The 17,439-nt window shown below is 74.1% G+C and carries 7 protein-coding genes and 1 pseudogene; 6 read left to right on the forward strand and 2 right to left on the reverse strand.

Going from position 1 to position 17,439, the window contains the following annotated elements; all coding sequences use genetic code 11:
* Positions 1 to 4 precede the first annotated feature (4 nt).
* The 6 genes and pseudogenes from SAM23877_RS26765 to ccrA all read left to right on the forward strand — a co-directional run.
* A pseudogene (locus tag SAM23877_RS26765) lies at positions 5 to 4,492 on the forward strand (type I polyketide synthase); the annotation flags it as partial.
* A 359-nt stretch (positions 4,493 to 4,851) separates the two neighbouring features.
* The gene (locus tag SAM23877_RS26770) at positions 4,852 to 10,506 is read left to right on the forward strand and encodes a type I polyketide synthase (RefSeq protein ID WP_425314788.1); all 5,655 of its coding nucleotides are present in this window, start codon (positions 4,852 to 4,854) and stop codon (positions 10,504 to 10,506) included.
* Positions 10,506 to 11,216 carry a class I SAM-dependent DNA methyltransferase gene (locus SAM23877_RS26775; RefSeq protein WP_053138527.1) on the forward strand — a complete coding sequence of 237 codons (711 nt, stop codon included), beginning with the start codon at positions 10,506 to 10,508 and terminating at the stop codon, positions 11,214 to 11,216. The genes SAM23877_RS26770 and SAM23877_RS26775 overlap by 1 nt, the downstream gene beginning before the upstream one ends.
* Positions 11,217 to 11,335: 119 nt before the next feature.
* Complete coding sequence (locus tag SAM23877_RS26780; RefSeq protein ID WP_053138530.1) at positions 11,336 to 12,607, forward strand: cytochrome P450 family protein; 1,272 nt, start codon at positions 11,336 to 11,338, stop codon at positions 12,605 to 12,607.
* A 39-nt stretch (positions 12,608 to 12,646) separates the two neighbouring features.
* Positions 12,647 to 13,912, forward strand: a complete 1,266-nt coding sequence (locus SAM23877_RS26785; protein ID WP_053138533.1) for an activator-dependent family glycosyltransferase — start codon at positions 12,647 to 12,649, stop codon at positions 13,910 to 13,912.
* A gap of 26 nt (positions 13,913 to 13,938) precedes the next feature.
* Positions 13,939 to 15,288: a crotonyl-CoA carboxylase/reductase gene (ccrA, locus tag SAM23877_RS26790; protein WP_053138536.1), complete on the forward strand. Its 1,350-nt coding sequence runs from the start codon at positions 13,939 to 13,941 to the stop codon at positions 15,286 to 15,288.
* Between the two features lie 137 nt (positions 15,289 to 15,425).
* Here the strand turns inward: ccrA and SAM23877_RS26795 are convergent, their stop codons facing one another.
* A complete protein-coding gene (locus tag SAM23877_RS26795; protein WP_053142901.1) occupies positions 15,426 to 16,091 on the reverse strand; it encodes an O-methyltransferase in 666 nt (221 codons plus the stop codon).
* 5 nt (positions 16,092 to 16,096) lie between these two features.
* Entirely contained in the window at positions 16,097 to 17,341 is a 1,245-nt protein-coding gene (locus SAM23877_RS26800) for an acyltransferase family protein (protein WP_053138539.1), read from the reverse strand.
* Positions 17,342 to 17,439: the final 98 nt, after the last annotated feature.

Here is a 17,439-nt window from a genome sequence, read left to right on the forward strand (position 1 = left end):
CACCATGGCGAACGAAGAGAAGCTGCGCGCCTACCTCAAGCGCGTGACGGGTGAGCTGCACCGGGCCACCGAGCAGCTGCGTGCCCTGGACCGGCGGGCCCACGAGCCGATCGCGATCGTCGGGGCGGCCTGCCGACTCCCCGGCGGCGTCGAGAGTCCGGACGACCTGTGGGAGCTGCTGCACGCCGGTGCCGACGCGGTCGGCCCGGCCCCCGCCGACCGCGGCTGGGACGTGGAGGGAAGGTACTCGCCCGACCCCGACACGCCCGGCACCTCGTACTGCCGCGAGGGCGGCTTCGTGCAGGGGGCCGACCGGTTCGACCCCGCCCTCTTCGGCATCTCGCCCAACGAGGCGCTCACCATGGACCCCCAGCAGCGGCTGCTGCTGGAGACCTCCTGGGAGGCGCTGGAGCGAGCCGGTCTGGACCCCCAGTCCCTGGCGGGCAGCCGGACCGGCGTGTTCGCCGGGGCGTGGGAGAGCGGCTACCAGAAGGGCGTCGAAGGGCTCGAAGCCGATCTGGAGGCCCAACTCCTGGCCGGCATCGTCAGCTTCACCGCCGGCCGCGTCGCCTACGCCCTGGGCCTGGAGGGCCCGGCGCTGACGATCGACACGGCCTGCTCCTCGTCGCTGGTGGCACTGCACCTGGCGGTGCAGTCACTGCGCCGGGGCGAGTGCGACCTCGCACTGGCGGGCGGCGCCACGGTCATCGCCGACTTCGCGCTCTTCACCCAGTTCTCCCGGCAGCGCGGGCTCGCCCCCGACGGGCGGTGCAAGGCCTTCGGTGAGACGGCCGACGGCTTCGGCCCCGCCGAGGGCGCGGGGATGCTGCTGGTCGAGCGGCTGTCGGACGCCCGCCGCAACGGGCACCCGGTGCTGGCGGTGGTGCGGGGCAGTGCCGTCAACCAGGACGGTGCGAGCAATGGGCTGACGGCGCCGAGTGGTCCTGCGCAGCAGCGGGTGATCCGTGAGGCGCTGGCCGACGCGGGGCTGACGCCCGCCGACGTGGACGCGGTCGAGGCGCACGGCACCGGCACGCCGCTCGGCGACCCCATCGAGGCCGGCGCGCTCATGGCGACGTACGGGCACGAACGGACGGGCGACCCGCTGTGGCTGGGTTCGCTGAAGTCGAACATCGGGCACACCCAGGCCGCCGCCGGCGTGGCCGGGGTGATCAAGATGGTGCTGGCGCTGCGCCACGGTGAGCTGCCGCGCACCCTGCACGCGTCGACGGCGTCCTCCAGGATCGAATGGGACGCGGGCGCCGTGGAGTTGCTGGACGAGGCCAGGCCCTGGCCCCGGCGTGCCGAGGGGCCGCGCCGGGCGGGCATCTCCTCGTTCGGCATCAGCGGCACCAACGCGCACCTCGTCATCGAGGAGGAGCCGCCCGCCCGGCCGGAGCCCGAGGAGGCCGCGCAGCCGCCCGCCCCGGCCACCACCGTCCTCCCGCTGTCGGCCGCCGGCGCGCGATCCCTGCGCGAGCAGGCCCGCAGGCTCGCCGCGCACCTGGCCGGCCACGAGGAGATCACCGCCGCCGACGCCGCCCGCTCCGCCGCCACCACCCGTGCCGCGCTCTCGCACCGGGCCTCGGTCCTGGCCGACGACCGGCGGGCGCTGATCGACAGGCTGACCGCGCTGGCGGAGGACAGGAAGGACCCCGGCGTCACCGTCGGCGAGGCGGGCAGCGGCCGGCCCCCCGTCTTCGTCTTCCCGGGACAGGGCTCCCAGTGGACGGGCATGGGCGCCGAACTCCTGGACAGGGCACCGGTCTTCCGCGCCAAGGCCGAGGAGTGCGCGCGGGCCCTCGCGGCCCACCTCGACTGGTCGGTGCTCGACGTCCTGCGCGACGCGCCCGGCGCCCCGCCGATCGACCGCGCGGACGTCGTCCAGCCGACCCTGTTCACCATGATGGTCTCCCTCGCGGCGCTGTGGGAGTCCCACGGTGTACGGCCCGCCGCCGTGGTCGGCCACTCCCAAGGCGAGATCGCCGCCGCCCACGCGGCCGGTGCCCTGTCCCTCGACGACGCGGCCCGCGTGATCGCCGAGCGCAGCAGGCTCTGGAAGCGGCTGGCCGGAAACGGCGGCATGCTCTCCGTGATGGCCCCGGCCGACCGGGTCCGCGAACTGATGGAGCCCTGGGCGGAGCGGATGTCCGTGGCCGCCGTCAACGGCCCCGCCTCGGTCACCGTGGCCGGTGACGCGCGGGCGCTGGAGGAGTTCGGCGGCCGGCTCTCCGCCGCCGGGGTGCTGCGCTGGCCCCTCGCCGGCGTCGACTTCGCCGGACACTCACCCCAGGTGGAGCAGTTCCGCGCCGAGCTCCTCGACACGCTGGGCACCGTCCGCCCGACCGCCGCCCGGCTGCCCTTCTTCTCCACCGTGACCGCCGCGGCGCACGAGCCCGAAGGCCTGGACGCCGCGTACTGGTACCGGAACATGCGCGAACCCGTGGAGTTCGCGTCCACCCTGCGGACGCTGCTGCGCGAGGGCCACCGCACCTTCGTCGAGATGGGCCCGCACCCCCTGCTGGGCGCCGCGATCGACGAGGTCGCCGAGGCCGAGGGCGTGCACGCCACCGCCCTCGCCACCCTCCACCGCGGCTCCGGCGGCCTGGACCGGTTCCGCTCCTCGGTGGGCGCCGCGTTCGCCCACGGAGTACGGGTCGACTGGGACGCCCTCTTCGAGGGCTCCGGCGCCCGCCGGGTCCCGCTGCCCACCTACGCCTTCAGCCGGGACCGGTACTGGCTGCCCACCGCCATCGGCCGGCGCGCCGTCGAGGCGGCCCCCGTCGACGCGTCCGCCCCCGGGCGCTACCGCGTCACCTGGACACCCGTGGCATCCGACGACTCCGGCCGGCCCTCCGGGCGCTGGCTGCTGGTGCAGACCCCCGGCACCGCGCCGGACGAGGCGGACACCGCGGCGTCGGCCCTCGGTGCGGCCGGGGTGGTCGTGGAGCGCTGCCTGCTGGATCCCACCGAGGCCGCGCGCGTCACGCTCACCGAGCGACTGGCCGAACTGGACGCGCAGCCGGAGGGCCTGGCCGGCGTGCTGGTGCTGCCCGGCCGTCCGCAGAGCACCGCACCGGCCGACGCCTCCCCGCTCGACCCGGGGACGGCCGCCGTCCTGCTCGTGGTCCAGGCCGTGCCGGACGCCGCTCCGAAGGCCCGGATCTGGGTGGTGACGCGGGGTGCGGTGGCGGTGGGGTCGGGTGAGGTGCCGTGTGCGGTGGGTGCGCGGGTGTGGGGTCTGGGGCGGGTGGCTGCGTTGGAGGTGCCGGTGCAGTGGGGTGGGTTGGTGGATGTGGCGGTGGGGGCGGGTGTGCGTGAGTGGCGTCGTGTGGTGGGTGTGGTTGCGGGGGGTGGTGAGGATCAGGTGGCGGTGCGTGGTGGGGGTGTGTTCGGTCGTCGTCTGGTGGGTGTGGGGGTGCGGGGTGGTTCGGGGGTGTGGCGTGCGCGGGGGTGTGTGGTGGTGACGGGTGGGTTGGGTGGTGTGGGGGGTCATGTGGCGCGGTGGTTGGCGCGTTCGGGTGCGGAGCATGTGGTGTTGGCGGGGCGTCGGGGTGGTGGGGTTGTGGGGGCGGTGGAGTTGGAGCGGGAGTTGGTGGGGTTGGGGGCGAAGGTGACGTTCGTTTCGTGTGATGTGGGGGATCGGGCGTCGATGGTGGGGTTGTTGGGTGTGGTGGAGGGGTTGGGGGTGCCGTTGCGTGGTGTGTTTCATGCGGCGGGGGTGGCTCAGGTGTCGGGGTTGGGTGAGGTGTCGTTGGCGGAGGCGGGTGGTGTGTTGGGGGGTAAGGCGGTGGGGGCTGAGTTGTTGGACGAGTTGACGGCGGGTGTGGAGCTGGATGCGTTCGTGTTGTTCTCGTCGGGTGCTGGGGTGTGGGGGAGTGGGGGGCAGTCGGTGTATGCGGCGGCCAATGCGCATCTGGATGCGTTGGCGGAGCGTCGTCGTGCGCAGGGGCGTCCCGCGACCTCCGTCGCCTGGGGCCTGTGGGGCGGCGAGGGCATGGGAGCGGACGAAGGCGTCACGGAGTTCTACGCCGAGCGCGGCCTCGCCCCCATGCGGCCCGAGTCGGGCATCGAGGCACTGCACACGGCACTGAACGAGGGCGACACCTGCGTCACGGTCGCCGACATCGACTGGGAACACTTCGTCACCGGGTTCACCGCCTACCGGCCCAGCCCGCTGATCTCCGACATCCCCCAGGTCCGCGCGTTGCGCACGCCCGAACCCACCGTGGACGCCTCGGACGGACTGCGCCGGCGCGTCGACGCCGCCCTCACCCCGCGCGAGCGCACCAAGGTCCTGGTCGACCTGGTCCGCACGGTGGCGGCGGAGGTCCTCGGTCACGACGGGATCGGCGGCATCGGCCACGACGTGGCCTTCCGGGACCTCGGCTTCGACTCGCTGGCCGCGGTGCGGATGCGCGGCCGGCTGGCCGAGGCGACCGGACTCGTACTGCCCGCGACGGTCATCTTCGACCACCCCACCGTGGACCGGCTCGGCGGCGCGCTGCTGGAGCGGCTGTCCGCGGACGAACCCGCGCCCGGCGGGGCGCCGGAGCCCGCCGGGGGGAGGCCCGCGACCCCACCGCCCGCACCGGAGCCGGCCGTCCACGACGCCGACATCGACGAACTCGACGCGGACGCCCTGATCCGGCTGGCCACGGGAACCGCCGGACCGGCCGACGGCACGCCGGCCGACGGCGGGCCCGACGCGGCGGCGACCGCCCCCGACGGAGCACCGGAGCAGTAGCGCGCCCTCACCGGCGCGCCGACCGGCGGAGCGCCGTACCGCCGACGCCCCCCACAGCCAGCGAGCAGACGAGGAAGCCGAAGATGTCACCGTCCATGGACGAAGTGCTGGGTGCGCTGCGCACCTCCGTCAAGGAGACCGAGCGGCTGCGCCGGCACAACCGGGAGCTCCTGGCCGGCGCGCACGAGCCGGTCGCCATCGTGGGCATGGCCTGCCGCTACCCCGGTGGCGTGAGCACCCCGGACGACCTGTGGGAGCTCGCCGCGGACGGCGTCGACGCGATCACCCCCTTCCCGGCCGACCGGGGCTGGGACGAGGACGCCGTCTACTCGCCCGACCCCGACACCCCCGGCACCACCTACTGCCGTGAGGGCGGCTTCCTCACCGGCGCCGGGGACTTCGACGCGGCCTTCTTCGGCATCTCGCCGAACGAGGCGCTGGTGATGGACCCGCAGCAGCGGCTGTTGCTGGAGACGTCGTGGGAGACGTTGGAGCGGGCCGGCATCGTCCCCGCGTCGCTGCGCGGCAGCCGTACCGGTGTCTTCGTCGGAGCCGCGCACACGGGATACGTCACCGACACCGCGCGAGCGCCCGAGGGCACCGAGGGCTATCTGCTGACGGGCAACGCCGATGCCGTCATGTCCGGCCGGATCGCCTACTCCCTGGGTCTGGAGGGGCCGGCGCTGACGATCGGGACGGCCTGCTCGTCGTCGTTGGTGGCGTTGCATCTGGCGGTGCAGTCGTTGCGGCGGGGCGAGTGCGACCTGGCGTTGGCCGGCGGCGTCGCGGTCATGCCCGACCCGACGGTGTTCGTGGAGTTCTCGCGGCAGCGGGGGCTGGCGGTGGACGGGCGGTGCAAGGCGTTCGCGGAGGGTGCGGACGGGACGGCGTGGGCGGAGGGAGTGGGTGTGCTGCTGGTGGAGCGGCTTTCCGACGCGCGCCGCAATGGCCATCGGGTGCTGGCGGTGGTGCGGGGCAGTGCGGTCAATCAGGACGGGGCGAGCAATGGGCTGACGGCGCCGAGTGGTCCTGCGCAGCAGCGGGTGATCCGTGAGGCGCTGGCTGATGCGGGGCTGACGCCCGCCGACGTGGATGTGGTGGAGGCGCACGGTACGGGGACGGCGTTGGGTGATCCGATCGAGGCGGGTGCGTTGCTGGCCACGTACGGGCGGGAGCGGGTCGGTGATCCTTTGTGGTTGGGGTCGTTGAAGTCGAACATCGGGCATGCGCAGGCGGCTGCGGGTGTGGGTGGTGTGATCAAGGTGGTGCAGGCGATGCGGCATGGGTCGTTGCCGCGGACGCTGCATGTGGATGCGCCGTCGTCGAAGGTGGAGTGGGCTTCGGGTGCGGTGGAGCTGCTGACCGAGGGCCGGTCGTGGCCGCGGCGGGTGGAGCGGGTGCGGCGGGCCGCGGTGTCGGCGTTCGGGGTGAGCGGGACCAACGCCCATGTGGTCCTGGAGGAAGCACCGGTCGAGGCCGGGAGCGAGCACGGGGACGGCCCCGGACCCGACCGGCCCGACGCCGTGACGGGTCCGCTCCCCTGGGTGCTCTCGGCACGCTCGCGGGAGGCGCTGCGCGGCCAGGCCGGACGACTCGCCGCTCTCGCCCGCCAGGGGCGCACGGAGGGCACCGGCGGCGGCAGCGGACTCGTCGTCCCCGCGGCCGACATCGGATACTCCCTGGCCACCACCAGGGAGACCCTGGAGCACCGGGCGGTGGCGCTGGTGCAGGAGAACCGGACGGCCGGGGAGGACCTCGCCGCGCTGGCCGCCGGCCGCACACCGGAGAGCGTGGTCACGGGTGTCGCGCGACGTGGCCGCGGGATCGCCTTCCTCTGCTCGGGGCAGGGCGCCCAGCGGCTCGGCGCCGGTCGGGAGCTCCGCGGCAGGTTCCCCGTCTTCGCCGACGCCCTCGACGAGATCGCGGCGGAGTTCGACGCCCACCTCGAACGCCCTCTCCTGTCGGTGATGTTCGCCGAGCCCGCCACGCCGGACGCCGCACTCCTCGACCGCACCGACTACACCCAGCCGGCCCTCTTCGCGGTGGAGACCGCGCTCTTCCGGCTCCTGGAGAGCTGGGGCCTGGTCCCGGACGTCCTCGTGGGCCACTCGATCGGCGGTCTGGTGGCGGCTCACGTGGCGGGCGTCTTCTCTGCGGCCGACGCGGCCCGGCTGGTCTCCGCACGCGGCCGGCTCATGCGGGCCCTGCCCGAGGGCGGCGCGATGGCGGCCGTGCAGGCCACCGAGCGGGAGGCCGCCGCGCTGGAGCCCGTCGCCGCCGGCGGCGCGGTGGTCGCCGCGGTCAACGGCCCGCAGGCCCTCGTGCTCTCCGGGGACGAGGCGGCCGTACTGGCGGCGGCCGGTGAACTGGCCGCCCGCGGACGCCGCACCAAGCGCCTGAGGGTGAGCCACGCCTTCCACTCACCCCGTATGGACGCCATGCTCGCCGACTTCCGCGCGGTGGCGGACACGGTCGACTACCACGCCCCCCGGCTGCCGGTCGTCTCCGAAGTGACCGGCGACCTCGCCGACGCCGCCCAGCTGACCGACCCCGGCTACTGGACCCGCCAGGTGCGGCAGCCGGTGCGCTTCGCCGACGCCGTGCGCACCGCGAGCGCCCGGGACGCCGCGACCTTCATCGAGCTCGGGCCCGACGCCGTCCTGTGCGGCATGGCGGAGGAGTCCCTGGCCGCGGAGGCCGACGTCGTGTTCGCCCCGGCACTGCGCCGCGGGCGCCCGGAGGGCGACACCGTGCTCCGGGCCGCCGCGAGCGCGTACGTCCGCGGCGCGGGCCTCGACTGGGCCGCGCTCTACGGCGGCACGGGAGCCCGCCGCACCGACCTGCCCACCTACGCCTTCCAGCACAGCCGCTACTGGCTCGCCCCCGCCTCGGCCGCGGTCGCCCCCGCGACGGCCGCCCCCTCCGTCCGATCCGTGCCGGAAGCCGAGCAGGACGGGGCGCTGTGGGCCGCCGTGCACGCCGGTGACGTCGCCTCGGCCGCGGCGCGACTGGGCGCCGACGACGCCGGTATCGAACACGAACTGCGCGCGGTCCTGCCGCACCTGGCCGCCTGGCACGACCGCGACCGCGCGACCGCGCGGACCGCGGGCCTGCACTACCGCGTCACCTGGCAGGCGATCGAGGCAGACGCTGTCAGGTTCAGCCCCTCGGATCGCTGGCTGATGGTCGAGCATGGGCAGCGCACGGAATGCGCGGACGCCGCGGAACGGGCGCTGCGCGCGGCCGGCGCGGAGGTCACCCGCCTGGTGTGGCCGCTGGAGCAGCACACCGGATCACCGCGGACGGAGACCCCGGACCGCGGCACCCTGGCGGCCCGGCTGGCCGAGCTCGCACGGAGCCCGGAGGGCCTGGCCGGCGTGCTGCTGCTCCCCGACTCGGGCGGTGCCGCGGTCGCCGGGCACCCCGGGCTGGACCAGGGAACGGCGGCGGTGCTGCTGACGATCCAGGCACTGACCGACGCCGCGGTGCGGGCACCGCTGTGGGTGGTGACGCGGGGTGCGGTGGCGGTGGGGTCGGGTGAGGTGCCGTGTGCGGTGGGTGCGCGGGTGTGGGGTCTGGGGCGGGTGGCTGCGTTGGAGGTGCCGGTGCAGTGGGGTGGGTTGGTGGATGTGGCGGTGGGGGCGGGTGTGCGTGAGTGGCGTCGTGTGGTGGGTGTGGTTGCGGGGGGTGGTGAGGATCAGGTGGCGGTGCGTGGTGGGGGTGTGTTCGGTCGTCGTCTGGTGGGTGTGGGGGTGCGGGGTGGTTCGGGGGTGTGGCGTGCGCGGGGGTGTGTGGTGGTGACGGGTGGGTTGGGTGGTGTGGGGGGTCATGTGGCGCGGTGGTTGGCGCGTTCGGGTGCGGAGCATGTGGTGTTGGCGGGGCGTCGGGGTGGTGGGGTTGTGGGGGCGGTGGAGTTGGAGCGGGAGTTGGTGGGGTTGGGGGCGAAGGTGACGTTCGTTTCGTGTGATGTGGGGGATCGGGCGTCGGTGGTGGGGTTGTTGGGTGTGGTGGAGGGGTTGGGGGTGCCGTTGCGTGGTGTGTTTCATGCGGCGGGGGTGGCTCAGGTGTCGGGGTTGGGTGAGGTGTCGTTGGCGGAGGCGGGTGGTGTGTTGGGGGGTAAGGCGGTGGGGGCTGAGTTGTTGGACGAGTTGACGGCGGGTGTGGAGCTGGATGCGTTCGTGTTGTTCTCGTCGGGTGCTGGGGTGTGGGGGAGTGGGGGGCAGTCGGTGTATGCGGCGGCCAATGCGCATCTGGATGCGTTGGCGGAGCGTCGTCGTGCGCAGGGGCGTCCCGCGACCTCCGTCGCCTGGGGCCCGTGGGACGGCGACGGCATGGGCGAGATGGCGCCCGAGGGCTACTTCGCCCGCCACGGCGTGGCCCCGCTCCACCCCGAGACGGCGCTCACCGCCCTGCACCAGGCCATCGACGGCGGCGAAGCCACGGTCACCGTGGCGGACATCGACTGGGAACGGTTCGCCCCCGGCTTCACCGCCTTCCGTCCCAGCCCCCTGATCGCCGGCATCCCCGCGGCCCGTACGGCGCCCGCCGCCGGCCGGCCCGCCGAGGACACCCCCACCGCCCCCGGCCTCCTGCGGGCGCGGCCCGAGGACCGGCCGCGGCTCGCCCTGGACCTGGTGCTCCGCCACGTCGCGGCGGTCCTCGGCCACTCCGAGGACGCCCGGGTCGACGCCCGGGCCCCCTTCCGGGACCTCGGCTTCGACTCGCTCGCCGCGGTGCGGCTGCGCCGCCGGCTGGCCGAGGACACCGGGCTCGACCTGCCCGGCACCCTCGTCTTCGACCACGAGGACCCCACCGCGCTGGCCCACCACCTGGCCGGCCTCGCCGACGCGGGGACCCCCGGCCCCCAGGAGGGCACGGCTCGGGCCGAGAGCGGGCTGTTCGCCTCCTTCCGCGCCGCCGTCGAACAGCGCAGGTCGAGCGAGGTCGTGGAGCTGATGGCCGACCTGGCGGCGTTCCGGCCCGCCTACTCCCGGCAGCACCCCGGCTCCGGCCGCCCCGCGCCCGTACCCCTCGCGACCGGACCGGCGACGCGTCCCACGCTGTACTGCTGCGCCGGCACCGCGGTCGGCTCCGGGCCCGCCGAGTACGTCCCGTTCGCCGAAGGACTGCGCGGCGTCCGGGAGACGGTCGCCCTTCCCCTGTCCGGCTTCGGCGACCCCGCGGAACCGATGCCCGCATCGCTCGACGCGCTGATCGAGGTCCAGGCCGACGTCCTCCTGGAGCACACCGCGGGCAAGCCCTTCGCCCTCGCCGGCCACTCCGCCGGCGCGAACATCGCCCACGCCCTGGCCGCCCGGCTGGAGGAACGCGGCTCGGGCCCCGCAGCCGTCGTACTGATGGACGTCTACCGTCCCGAGGACCCCGGTGCGATGGGCGAGTGGCGCGACGACCTGCTCAGCTGGGCGCTCGAACGCAGCACGGTGCCCCTGGAGGACCACCGGCTCACCGCCATGGCCGGCTATCAGCGGCTGGTGCTCGGAACCCGGCTCACCGCCCTCGAAGCCCCCGTCCTGCTGGCCCGGGCGTCCGAACCCCTGTGCGCGTGGCCGCCCGCGGGCGGGGCGCGGGGCGACTGGCGGTCCCAGGTCCCGTTCGCACGGACCGTCGCCGACGTGCCCGGCAACCACTTCACCATGCTCACCGAACACGCCCGGCACACCGCGTCCCTGGTGCACGAATGGCTGGACAGCCTCCCGCACCAGCCCGGTCCCGCCCCGCTCACCGGAGGGAAACACTGATGTACGCCGACGACATCGCGGCCGTCTACGACCTGGTCCACGAGGGGAAGGGGAAGGACTACCGGCAGGAGGCCGAGGAGATCGCCGCACTCGTGCGCGTCCACCGGCCGGGCGCCCGGACCCTGCTCGACGTGGCCTGCGGCACCGGCCAGCACCTGCACCACCTGGACGGCCTCTTCGACCACGTCGAGGGCCTGGAACTCTCCGCCGACATGCTGGCCCTCGCGACCGGCCGGAACCCCGGTGTCACCTTCCACCAAGGGGACATGCGCTCGTTCTCCCTGGGACGCCGGTTCGACGCGGTGACCTGCATGTTCAGCTCCATAGGCCACCTGCGGACCACCGACGAACTCGACAGCACGCTGCGGGCCTTCACCGACCACCTCGAACCGTCCGGCGTCATCGTCGTCGAACCCTGGTGGTTCCCCGAGTCCTTCACCCCCGGTTACGTCGGCGCCAGCATCACGGAGGCGGGCGAGCGCACCGTCTGCCGGGTCTCGCACTCCGTACGGGAGGGGAACGCCACCCGCATCGAGGTGCACTACCTCCTCGCCGGACCCGGCGGCGTCCGTCACCTGACCGAGGACCACACCATCACCCTGTTCCCGCGCGCCGACTACGAGGCGGCCTTCGAGCGCGCCGGCTGCGACGTGGTCTACCAGGAAGGCGGCCCGTCCGGTCGCGGGCTGTTCATCGGCACCCGCCGCTGACCCGGTGCCGACGCGGACCGCCGCGGCCCGGAGGCGGGTTGCCCCGACCCACCCGGCACACCCGGGTCCCCCGATCGTGCGAGCGCCCCCATCGACCCGAGAAGAAAGGCAGGGCAGCCATGCCCACCCTTGCCACGGAAACGGCCCCCGCGAGCACGAGCACGAGCGCGGGCACGAGCACGGGCGTCCGTGCGCTCGGCCGTCGGCTCCAGCTGACCCGGGCCGCACACTGGTGCGCCGGCAACCAGGGCGACCCGTACGCGCTGATCCTGCGCGCCGTCGCCGACCCCGAGCCGTTCGAACGGGAGATCCGGGCCCGCGGACCGTGGTTCCGCAGCGAACAGCTGGACGCCTGGGTGACCGCGGACCCCGAGGTGGCGGCGGCCGTCCTGGCCGACCCGCGCTTCGGCACGCTGGACCGGGCCGGACGCCGCCCGGACGAGGAACTGCTGCCCCTCGCCGAGGCGTTCCCCCACCACGAACGCGCGGAGCTCGTACGCCTGCGGGCGCTGGCCGCCCCGGTGCTCAGCCGGTACGCCCCGGCCCAGGCGCCCTGCGCGGCGCGCACCACCGCCCGCAGAGTGCTCGGCCGCCTGCTGCCCACCGGTGACGCCGGGTTCGACCTTGTCGGCGAGGTCGCCCGGCCCTACGCCGTCGAGCTGATGCTCAGGCTCCTCGGAGTGCCGGGCCGCGACCGCGCCACCGCCGCGCGGGCACTCGCCGCCTGCGGCCCCCAGCTCGACGCCCGGATGGCCCCGCAACTGCTGACCGTGGCCCGGGAGTCCGCCGACGCCGTCCGCACACTGGCCGACCTGGTCCCCGAGCTCGTCGCGGAGAAGTCCCGGGGCCTCGGGAACGCCGAGCCCCGGCCCGACGACGTGCTCGCCCTCCTCCTGCACGACGGCGTCGCCCCCGGCGACGTCGAGCGCATCGCGCTGCTCCTCGCGGTCGGCGCACCCGAACCCGTCGTCACCGCCGTCGCGCACACGGTCCACCGGCTGCTCGGCCGGCCGGGGGAGTGGGAGAGGGCCCGCCGGACGCCGGCCGCGGCGAACGCCGTCGACCAGGTGCTGCGCGAGCGCCCCCCGGCCCGGCTGGAGAACCGGGTCGCGCACACCGGCCTCGAACTCGGCGGCCGCCGGATCACCGCCGACGAGCACGTCGTGGTGCTGGCCGCCGCCGGACGGGAGATCCCCGGGCCGGAGCCGCTCGGGGGCGCCGACGGACCGCACCTGGCGCTCGCCCTCCCGCTGATCCGCCTGGCCGCCACCACCGCGGTCCAGGTCACGGCCGGCCGCCTGCCCGGCCTGCGGGCCGAGGGACCGCCCCTGACCCGGCCGCGGTCACCGGTCCTGGGCGCCTGCGCCCGCCTCCGGGTCCACCCGGGATGACCCCGCCGTCCGTACGCCCCCTCCCAGACCGGAGCCGCTGTGCGCGTCCTGCTGACATCCCTCGCCCACAACACCCACTACTACAGTCTGGTGCCCCTCGCCTGGGCGCTGCGCGCCGCCGGGCACGAGGTACGGGTGGCGAGCCCGCCCTCCCTCACCGACGTCATCACCTCCACCGGCCTGACCGCCGTACCGGTGGGCGACGACCGACCGGCCGCGGAGCTGCTCGCCGAGATGGGCAGCGACCTCGTCCCCTACCAGCGGGGCTTCGAGTTCGGTGAGGTGGAGAGCGAGGAGGAGACCACCTGGGAGTACCTGCTCGGCCAGCAGAGCATGATGGCCGCCCTGTGCTTCGCCCCGTTCAACGGCGCCGCCACGATGGACGAGATCGTCGACTTCGCCCGTGGCTGGCGGCCCGACCTGGTCGTGTGGGAACCCTGGACCTACGCGGGGCCGGTCGCGGCCCGCGCCTGCGGTGCCGCCCACGCGCGCATCCTGTGGGGCCCCGACGCCATCGGACGCTCCCGCCTGCGCTTCCTCGCCGCCCTCGACGGGATGCCGGAGGAACTGCGCGAGGACCCCATCGCCGAATGGCTCGGCTGGACGCTGGACCGGTACGGGCTCGCCTTCGACGAACGCGACGTGCTCGGCCACTGGGTGATCGACCCGGGCCCGCGCAGCACCCGCCTCGACCTGGGCCAGACCACGGTGCCCATGTGCTACGTGCCCTACAACGGGCGCTCCGTGATCGAACCCTGGCTCGGCAAGAAGCCCGACCGCCCCCGCGTCTGCCTCACCCTCGGCGTGTCCGCCCGCGAGACCTACGGCCGCGACGCGGTCTCCTACTCCGAACTGCTGGAGGCGCTCGGCCGGCTGGACATCGAGGTGGTGGCCACCCTGGACACCTCCCAGCTCGACCGCCTGGGCACCCTCCCCGACAACGTCGTGCCCGTGGACTTCGTACCGCTCGACGCGCTGCTGCCGAGCTGCGCCGCGATCATCCACCACGGCGGAGCGGGCACCTGGTCCACCGCCCTGCGCCACGGAGTGCCGCAGATCCTGCTGCCCTCCCTGTGGGACGCGCCGCTCAAGGCGCAGCAACTCCAGCGCCTGTCCGCCGGGTTCGACCTGCCCGCGGCGACGCTCACGGCGCGCGGTCTGGCCGACGCGGTGCACACGGCCGTGCACGACCCCGCGATCAGGGCGGGCGCGCGGCGGCTGAGCGAGGAGATGCTCGCCGACCCCACGCCCGCCGGGATCATCCCCACCCTGGAGCGCCTCACCGCCCTGCACCGGGCCACCTGACGACACGAGCGATCGGAGACCGTTCCATGCCCGAAAGCCATGCGCAGAGCGCGCTGCTCGCCGCGATCACCGCCGCGGACCGCACCCCCGAGGACATCGCGGCGCTGCCCCTGCCCGAGTCCTTCCGCGCCGTGACCGTCCGCAAAGAGGACACCGACATGTTCCGCGGGATGCCGAGCGCGGACAAGGACCCGCGCAAGTCCCTGCACGTCGACGAGGTGCCGCTGCCCGAAGTGGGGCCCGGGGAGGCGCTGGTCGCGGTGATGGCCAGCTCCGTCAACTACAACACGGTCTGGTCCTCCATCTTCGAGCCCCTCCCGACGTTCGGCTTCCTGGAGCGCTACGGGCGCACCTCGCCGCTGGCCGCGCGCCACGACCTGCCGTACCACATCCTCGGTTCCGACCTGTCCGGCGTGGTGCTGCGCACGGGACCCGGCGTGAACGTCTGGAAACCCGGTGACGAGGTCGTCGCGCACTGTCTGTCGGTGGAGCTGGAGAGCCCCGACGGGCACGACGACACCATGCTCGACCCGGCCCAGCGCATCTGGGGCTTCGAGACCAACTTCGGGGGCCTGGCCGAGGTGGCCCTCGTCAAGTCCAACCAGCTGATGCCCAAGGCGGCCCATCTGACCTGGGAGGAGGCCGCCGCGCCCGGTCTGGTCAACTCCACCGCCTACCGCCAGCTGGTCTCCCGCAACGGCGCCGGCATGAAGCAGGGCGACAACGTGCTGATCTGGGGCGCCAGCGGCGGCCTGGGCTCGTACGCCACCCAGCTGGCCCTCGCCGGCGGGGCCCACCCCGTCTGCGTGGTCTCCAGCGCGCGCAAGGCCGAGGTGTGCCGGGCCATGGGCGCGGAGGCCATCATCGACCGCTCCGCCGAGGACTACCGCTTCTGGAGCGACGAGGACACCCAGGACCCGCGGGAGTGGAAGCGCTTCGGCAAGCGCATCCGCGAGGTCACCGGGGGCGAGGACGTCGACATCGTCTTCGAGCACCCCGGCCGGGAGACCTTCGGGGCGTCCGTCTACGTCACCCGCAGGGGCGGCACGATCGTCACCTGCGCCTCCACCTCGGGCTTCCGCCACGAGTTCGACAACCGCTACCTCTGGATGCACCTCAAGCGTATCGTCGGCACCCACTTCGCCAACTACCGCGAGGCGTGGGAGGCGAACCGGCTCGTCGCCAAGGGGAGGATCCACCCCACCCTCTCGCGCACCTACCCGCTGGCCGACACGGCGGTTGCCGTGCACGACGTGCACGGCAACCAGCACCAGGGCAAGGTCGGCGTGCTCTGCCTGGCGCCCACGGAGGGGCTGGGCGTGCGCGACGAGGAGAAGCGGGCGCGGCACATCGACGCGATCAACCGGTTCCGCTGACCGCCGTGGCCGGCCCTCGACGAGGGCCGGCCACGCCAGGGGGCCCGCACACGTCCGCCGCCGACCTGCCCGGGCAGGTCGGCGGCGGACGTGTGCGGGCCGGTGACGGCACCAGGTGCTCCGCACCCCGTGCGGACTCACTCCCGCCGGCGGGCCAGAGTGATCCCGTCGGCGACCGTCAGCAGGGCGATGTCCACGCGTTCGTCGTCGCGCAGCAGCTCGTTGAGCGCGCGCACGGCGACGGTGTCGGCGTCCTCGACGGCCGGGTCGGCCACCCGGCCGAAGAACAGGGTGTTGTCGACCGCCACCAGTCCGCCGGGGCGTACCAGGGCCAGCGCCTGCTCGTAGTAGTGCGGGTACCCGGTCTTGTCGGCGTCGACGAAGACCAGGTCGAACGAGCCGTCCCCCTCGTGCTCGCGGAGCTCGGCGAGGGTCCGGACGGCGTCGCCGACGCGCAGGTCGATCCGGGACTCCACCCCGGCCCGGCGCCAGTACGGTGCGCCGACGCCGGGCCACCTGTCGCTGATGTCGCAGGTGACGACGGTGCCGTCGGCGGGCAGTGCCCGCGCCATGCACAGCGTGCTGTACCCCGTGAAGGTGCCGATCTCCAGCACCCGCCGGGCACCGACGAGCCGGATCAGCAGGGCGAGGAACTGCGCCTCCTCGGGCATGATCTGCATGGCCCGGCCGCCGGGGAGCCCGGCGGTCACCTCGTGCAGTTCGCGCAGCAGGCCGTCGTCCCGCAGCGCGACGCTCCGGGCGTACTCCAGCAGCGCGGGGCTGAGAGCCGTCTGGTCTGCCACGCTCATCATCCTCTCGGGGTGGGTTCGTTCGTCGCTGCGGGGGTGTGCGCGGGCCCGGGTACGCCCGGGAGCAGGGGCACGCCGGCCGCGTCGGCCGCGGGTGAGTTCCGGGGAGCCGCGGTGGCGCCGGGCTTCGGACGGGAGGCGGACCTGCGGCTGCCGAACAGGCGCATGCAGGGCTGTTCGACGACGGTGTGCAGCAGACCGCCGGCCAGGACCGCCACCCCCAGCATCCCCAGGGACAGCGCGATCGCGGCCGGGGTGCTCCACTGCCGCTCGTAGCCCAGATCGCCGCCCATCAGCCGGTGTCCGTAGCGGATGATCAGGAAGTGGACCAGGTAGAAGGCGAAGGACCACTGGCCCAGCCGCACCAGCGTCGCCGAACGCAGCCCCGTGCGCCGGCCGTGCACGTCGGCGTCGGCCAGCGCCGTGATCAGCAGCGCGGCCGGTACGACGGAGCAGGCGACGAGGGTGAAGATCGGGGGCACCATCTGGGTGAGGCCGTAACTCGCGGCGAGGAGCGCCGTGCAGACCGCCGGACCGGGGCCCTTCCAGATCCCCGCGCGCAGGATCAGCGCCATCACGATGCCGAGGACGAACTCCAGCATGCGCACCGGCGGAAGCCAGTACGCGAACCAGACCTCGTTGAGCGACATCCCGGGGGCCACCTCCTCGCTCGCCGGGAGCAGGCCCGCCAGCAGGGGCACACACGTCACGGCCACGGCGATCCCCGCGGCGCACCACCACAGCCGCCGTGCGGGAATCCTGCGCACCAGCCGGTACCACAGCGGGAACGACAGATAGAAGGCGATCTCACAGGAGAGCGACCAGCTGGGCGTGTTGAAACTGGCCGTGAGGGTCGCGTCGGGAAGCCAGGACTGCACGAGCAGAACATTGGGCACCAGCCCGTCCCATACGGAACCGCCGGGAAGTACCGGCTCCGACAGGGAGAAAATGATGAGAGCCGCGATGCCGAACGTCGCGAGATGCAGCGGATAGATCTTCGCGATGCGGCGCCGCCAGAAAGTCGGCACGGAGTCCTCGTCGCGGGCCGACCAGGCGAGGACGAATCCACTCAGTATGAAGAAGATCGAGACCGCCATGGAACCGAGCGGGGTGATGTGCAGCAGTGCGCTGCCCACCTGCTGGTCGGCGAAGAAGCCCTGCTGGGCGATGTGACAGGCGAATACCGTCAGCGCCGCATACCAGCGGAGGCCGGTGAGTGACGACAGATCGACGCGCTGGAGCACTGGATTCTCGCTCCTCTTTTCGGGGGTGGGACCGGGGTCGGGACGACCGCAGGAACGGCTGAGTCATCCTGGGGCGCGGTGTGTTCGGCCGACAACCC

The sequence above is a fragment of the Streptomyces ambofaciens ATCC 23877 genome (assembly GCF_001267885.1).
Taxonomy (GTDB): domain Bacteria; phylum Actinomycetota; class Actinomycetes; order Streptomycetales; family Streptomycetaceae; genus Streptomyces; species Streptomyces ambofaciens.

Coding starts and splice junctions, on each gene's coding strand:
- SAM23877_RS26780 (WP_053138530.1), top strand. CDS start 11,336: ATGCCCACCCTTGCCACGGAAACGGCCCCCGCGAGCACGAGCACGAGC.
- SAM23877_RS26775 (WP_053138527.1), top strand. CDS start 10,506: ATGTACGCCGACGACATCGCGGCCGTCTACGACCTGGTCCACGAGGGG.
- ccrA (WP_053138536.1), top strand. CDS start 13,939: ATGCCCGAAAGCCATGCGCAGAGCGCGCTGCTCGCCGCGATCACCGCC.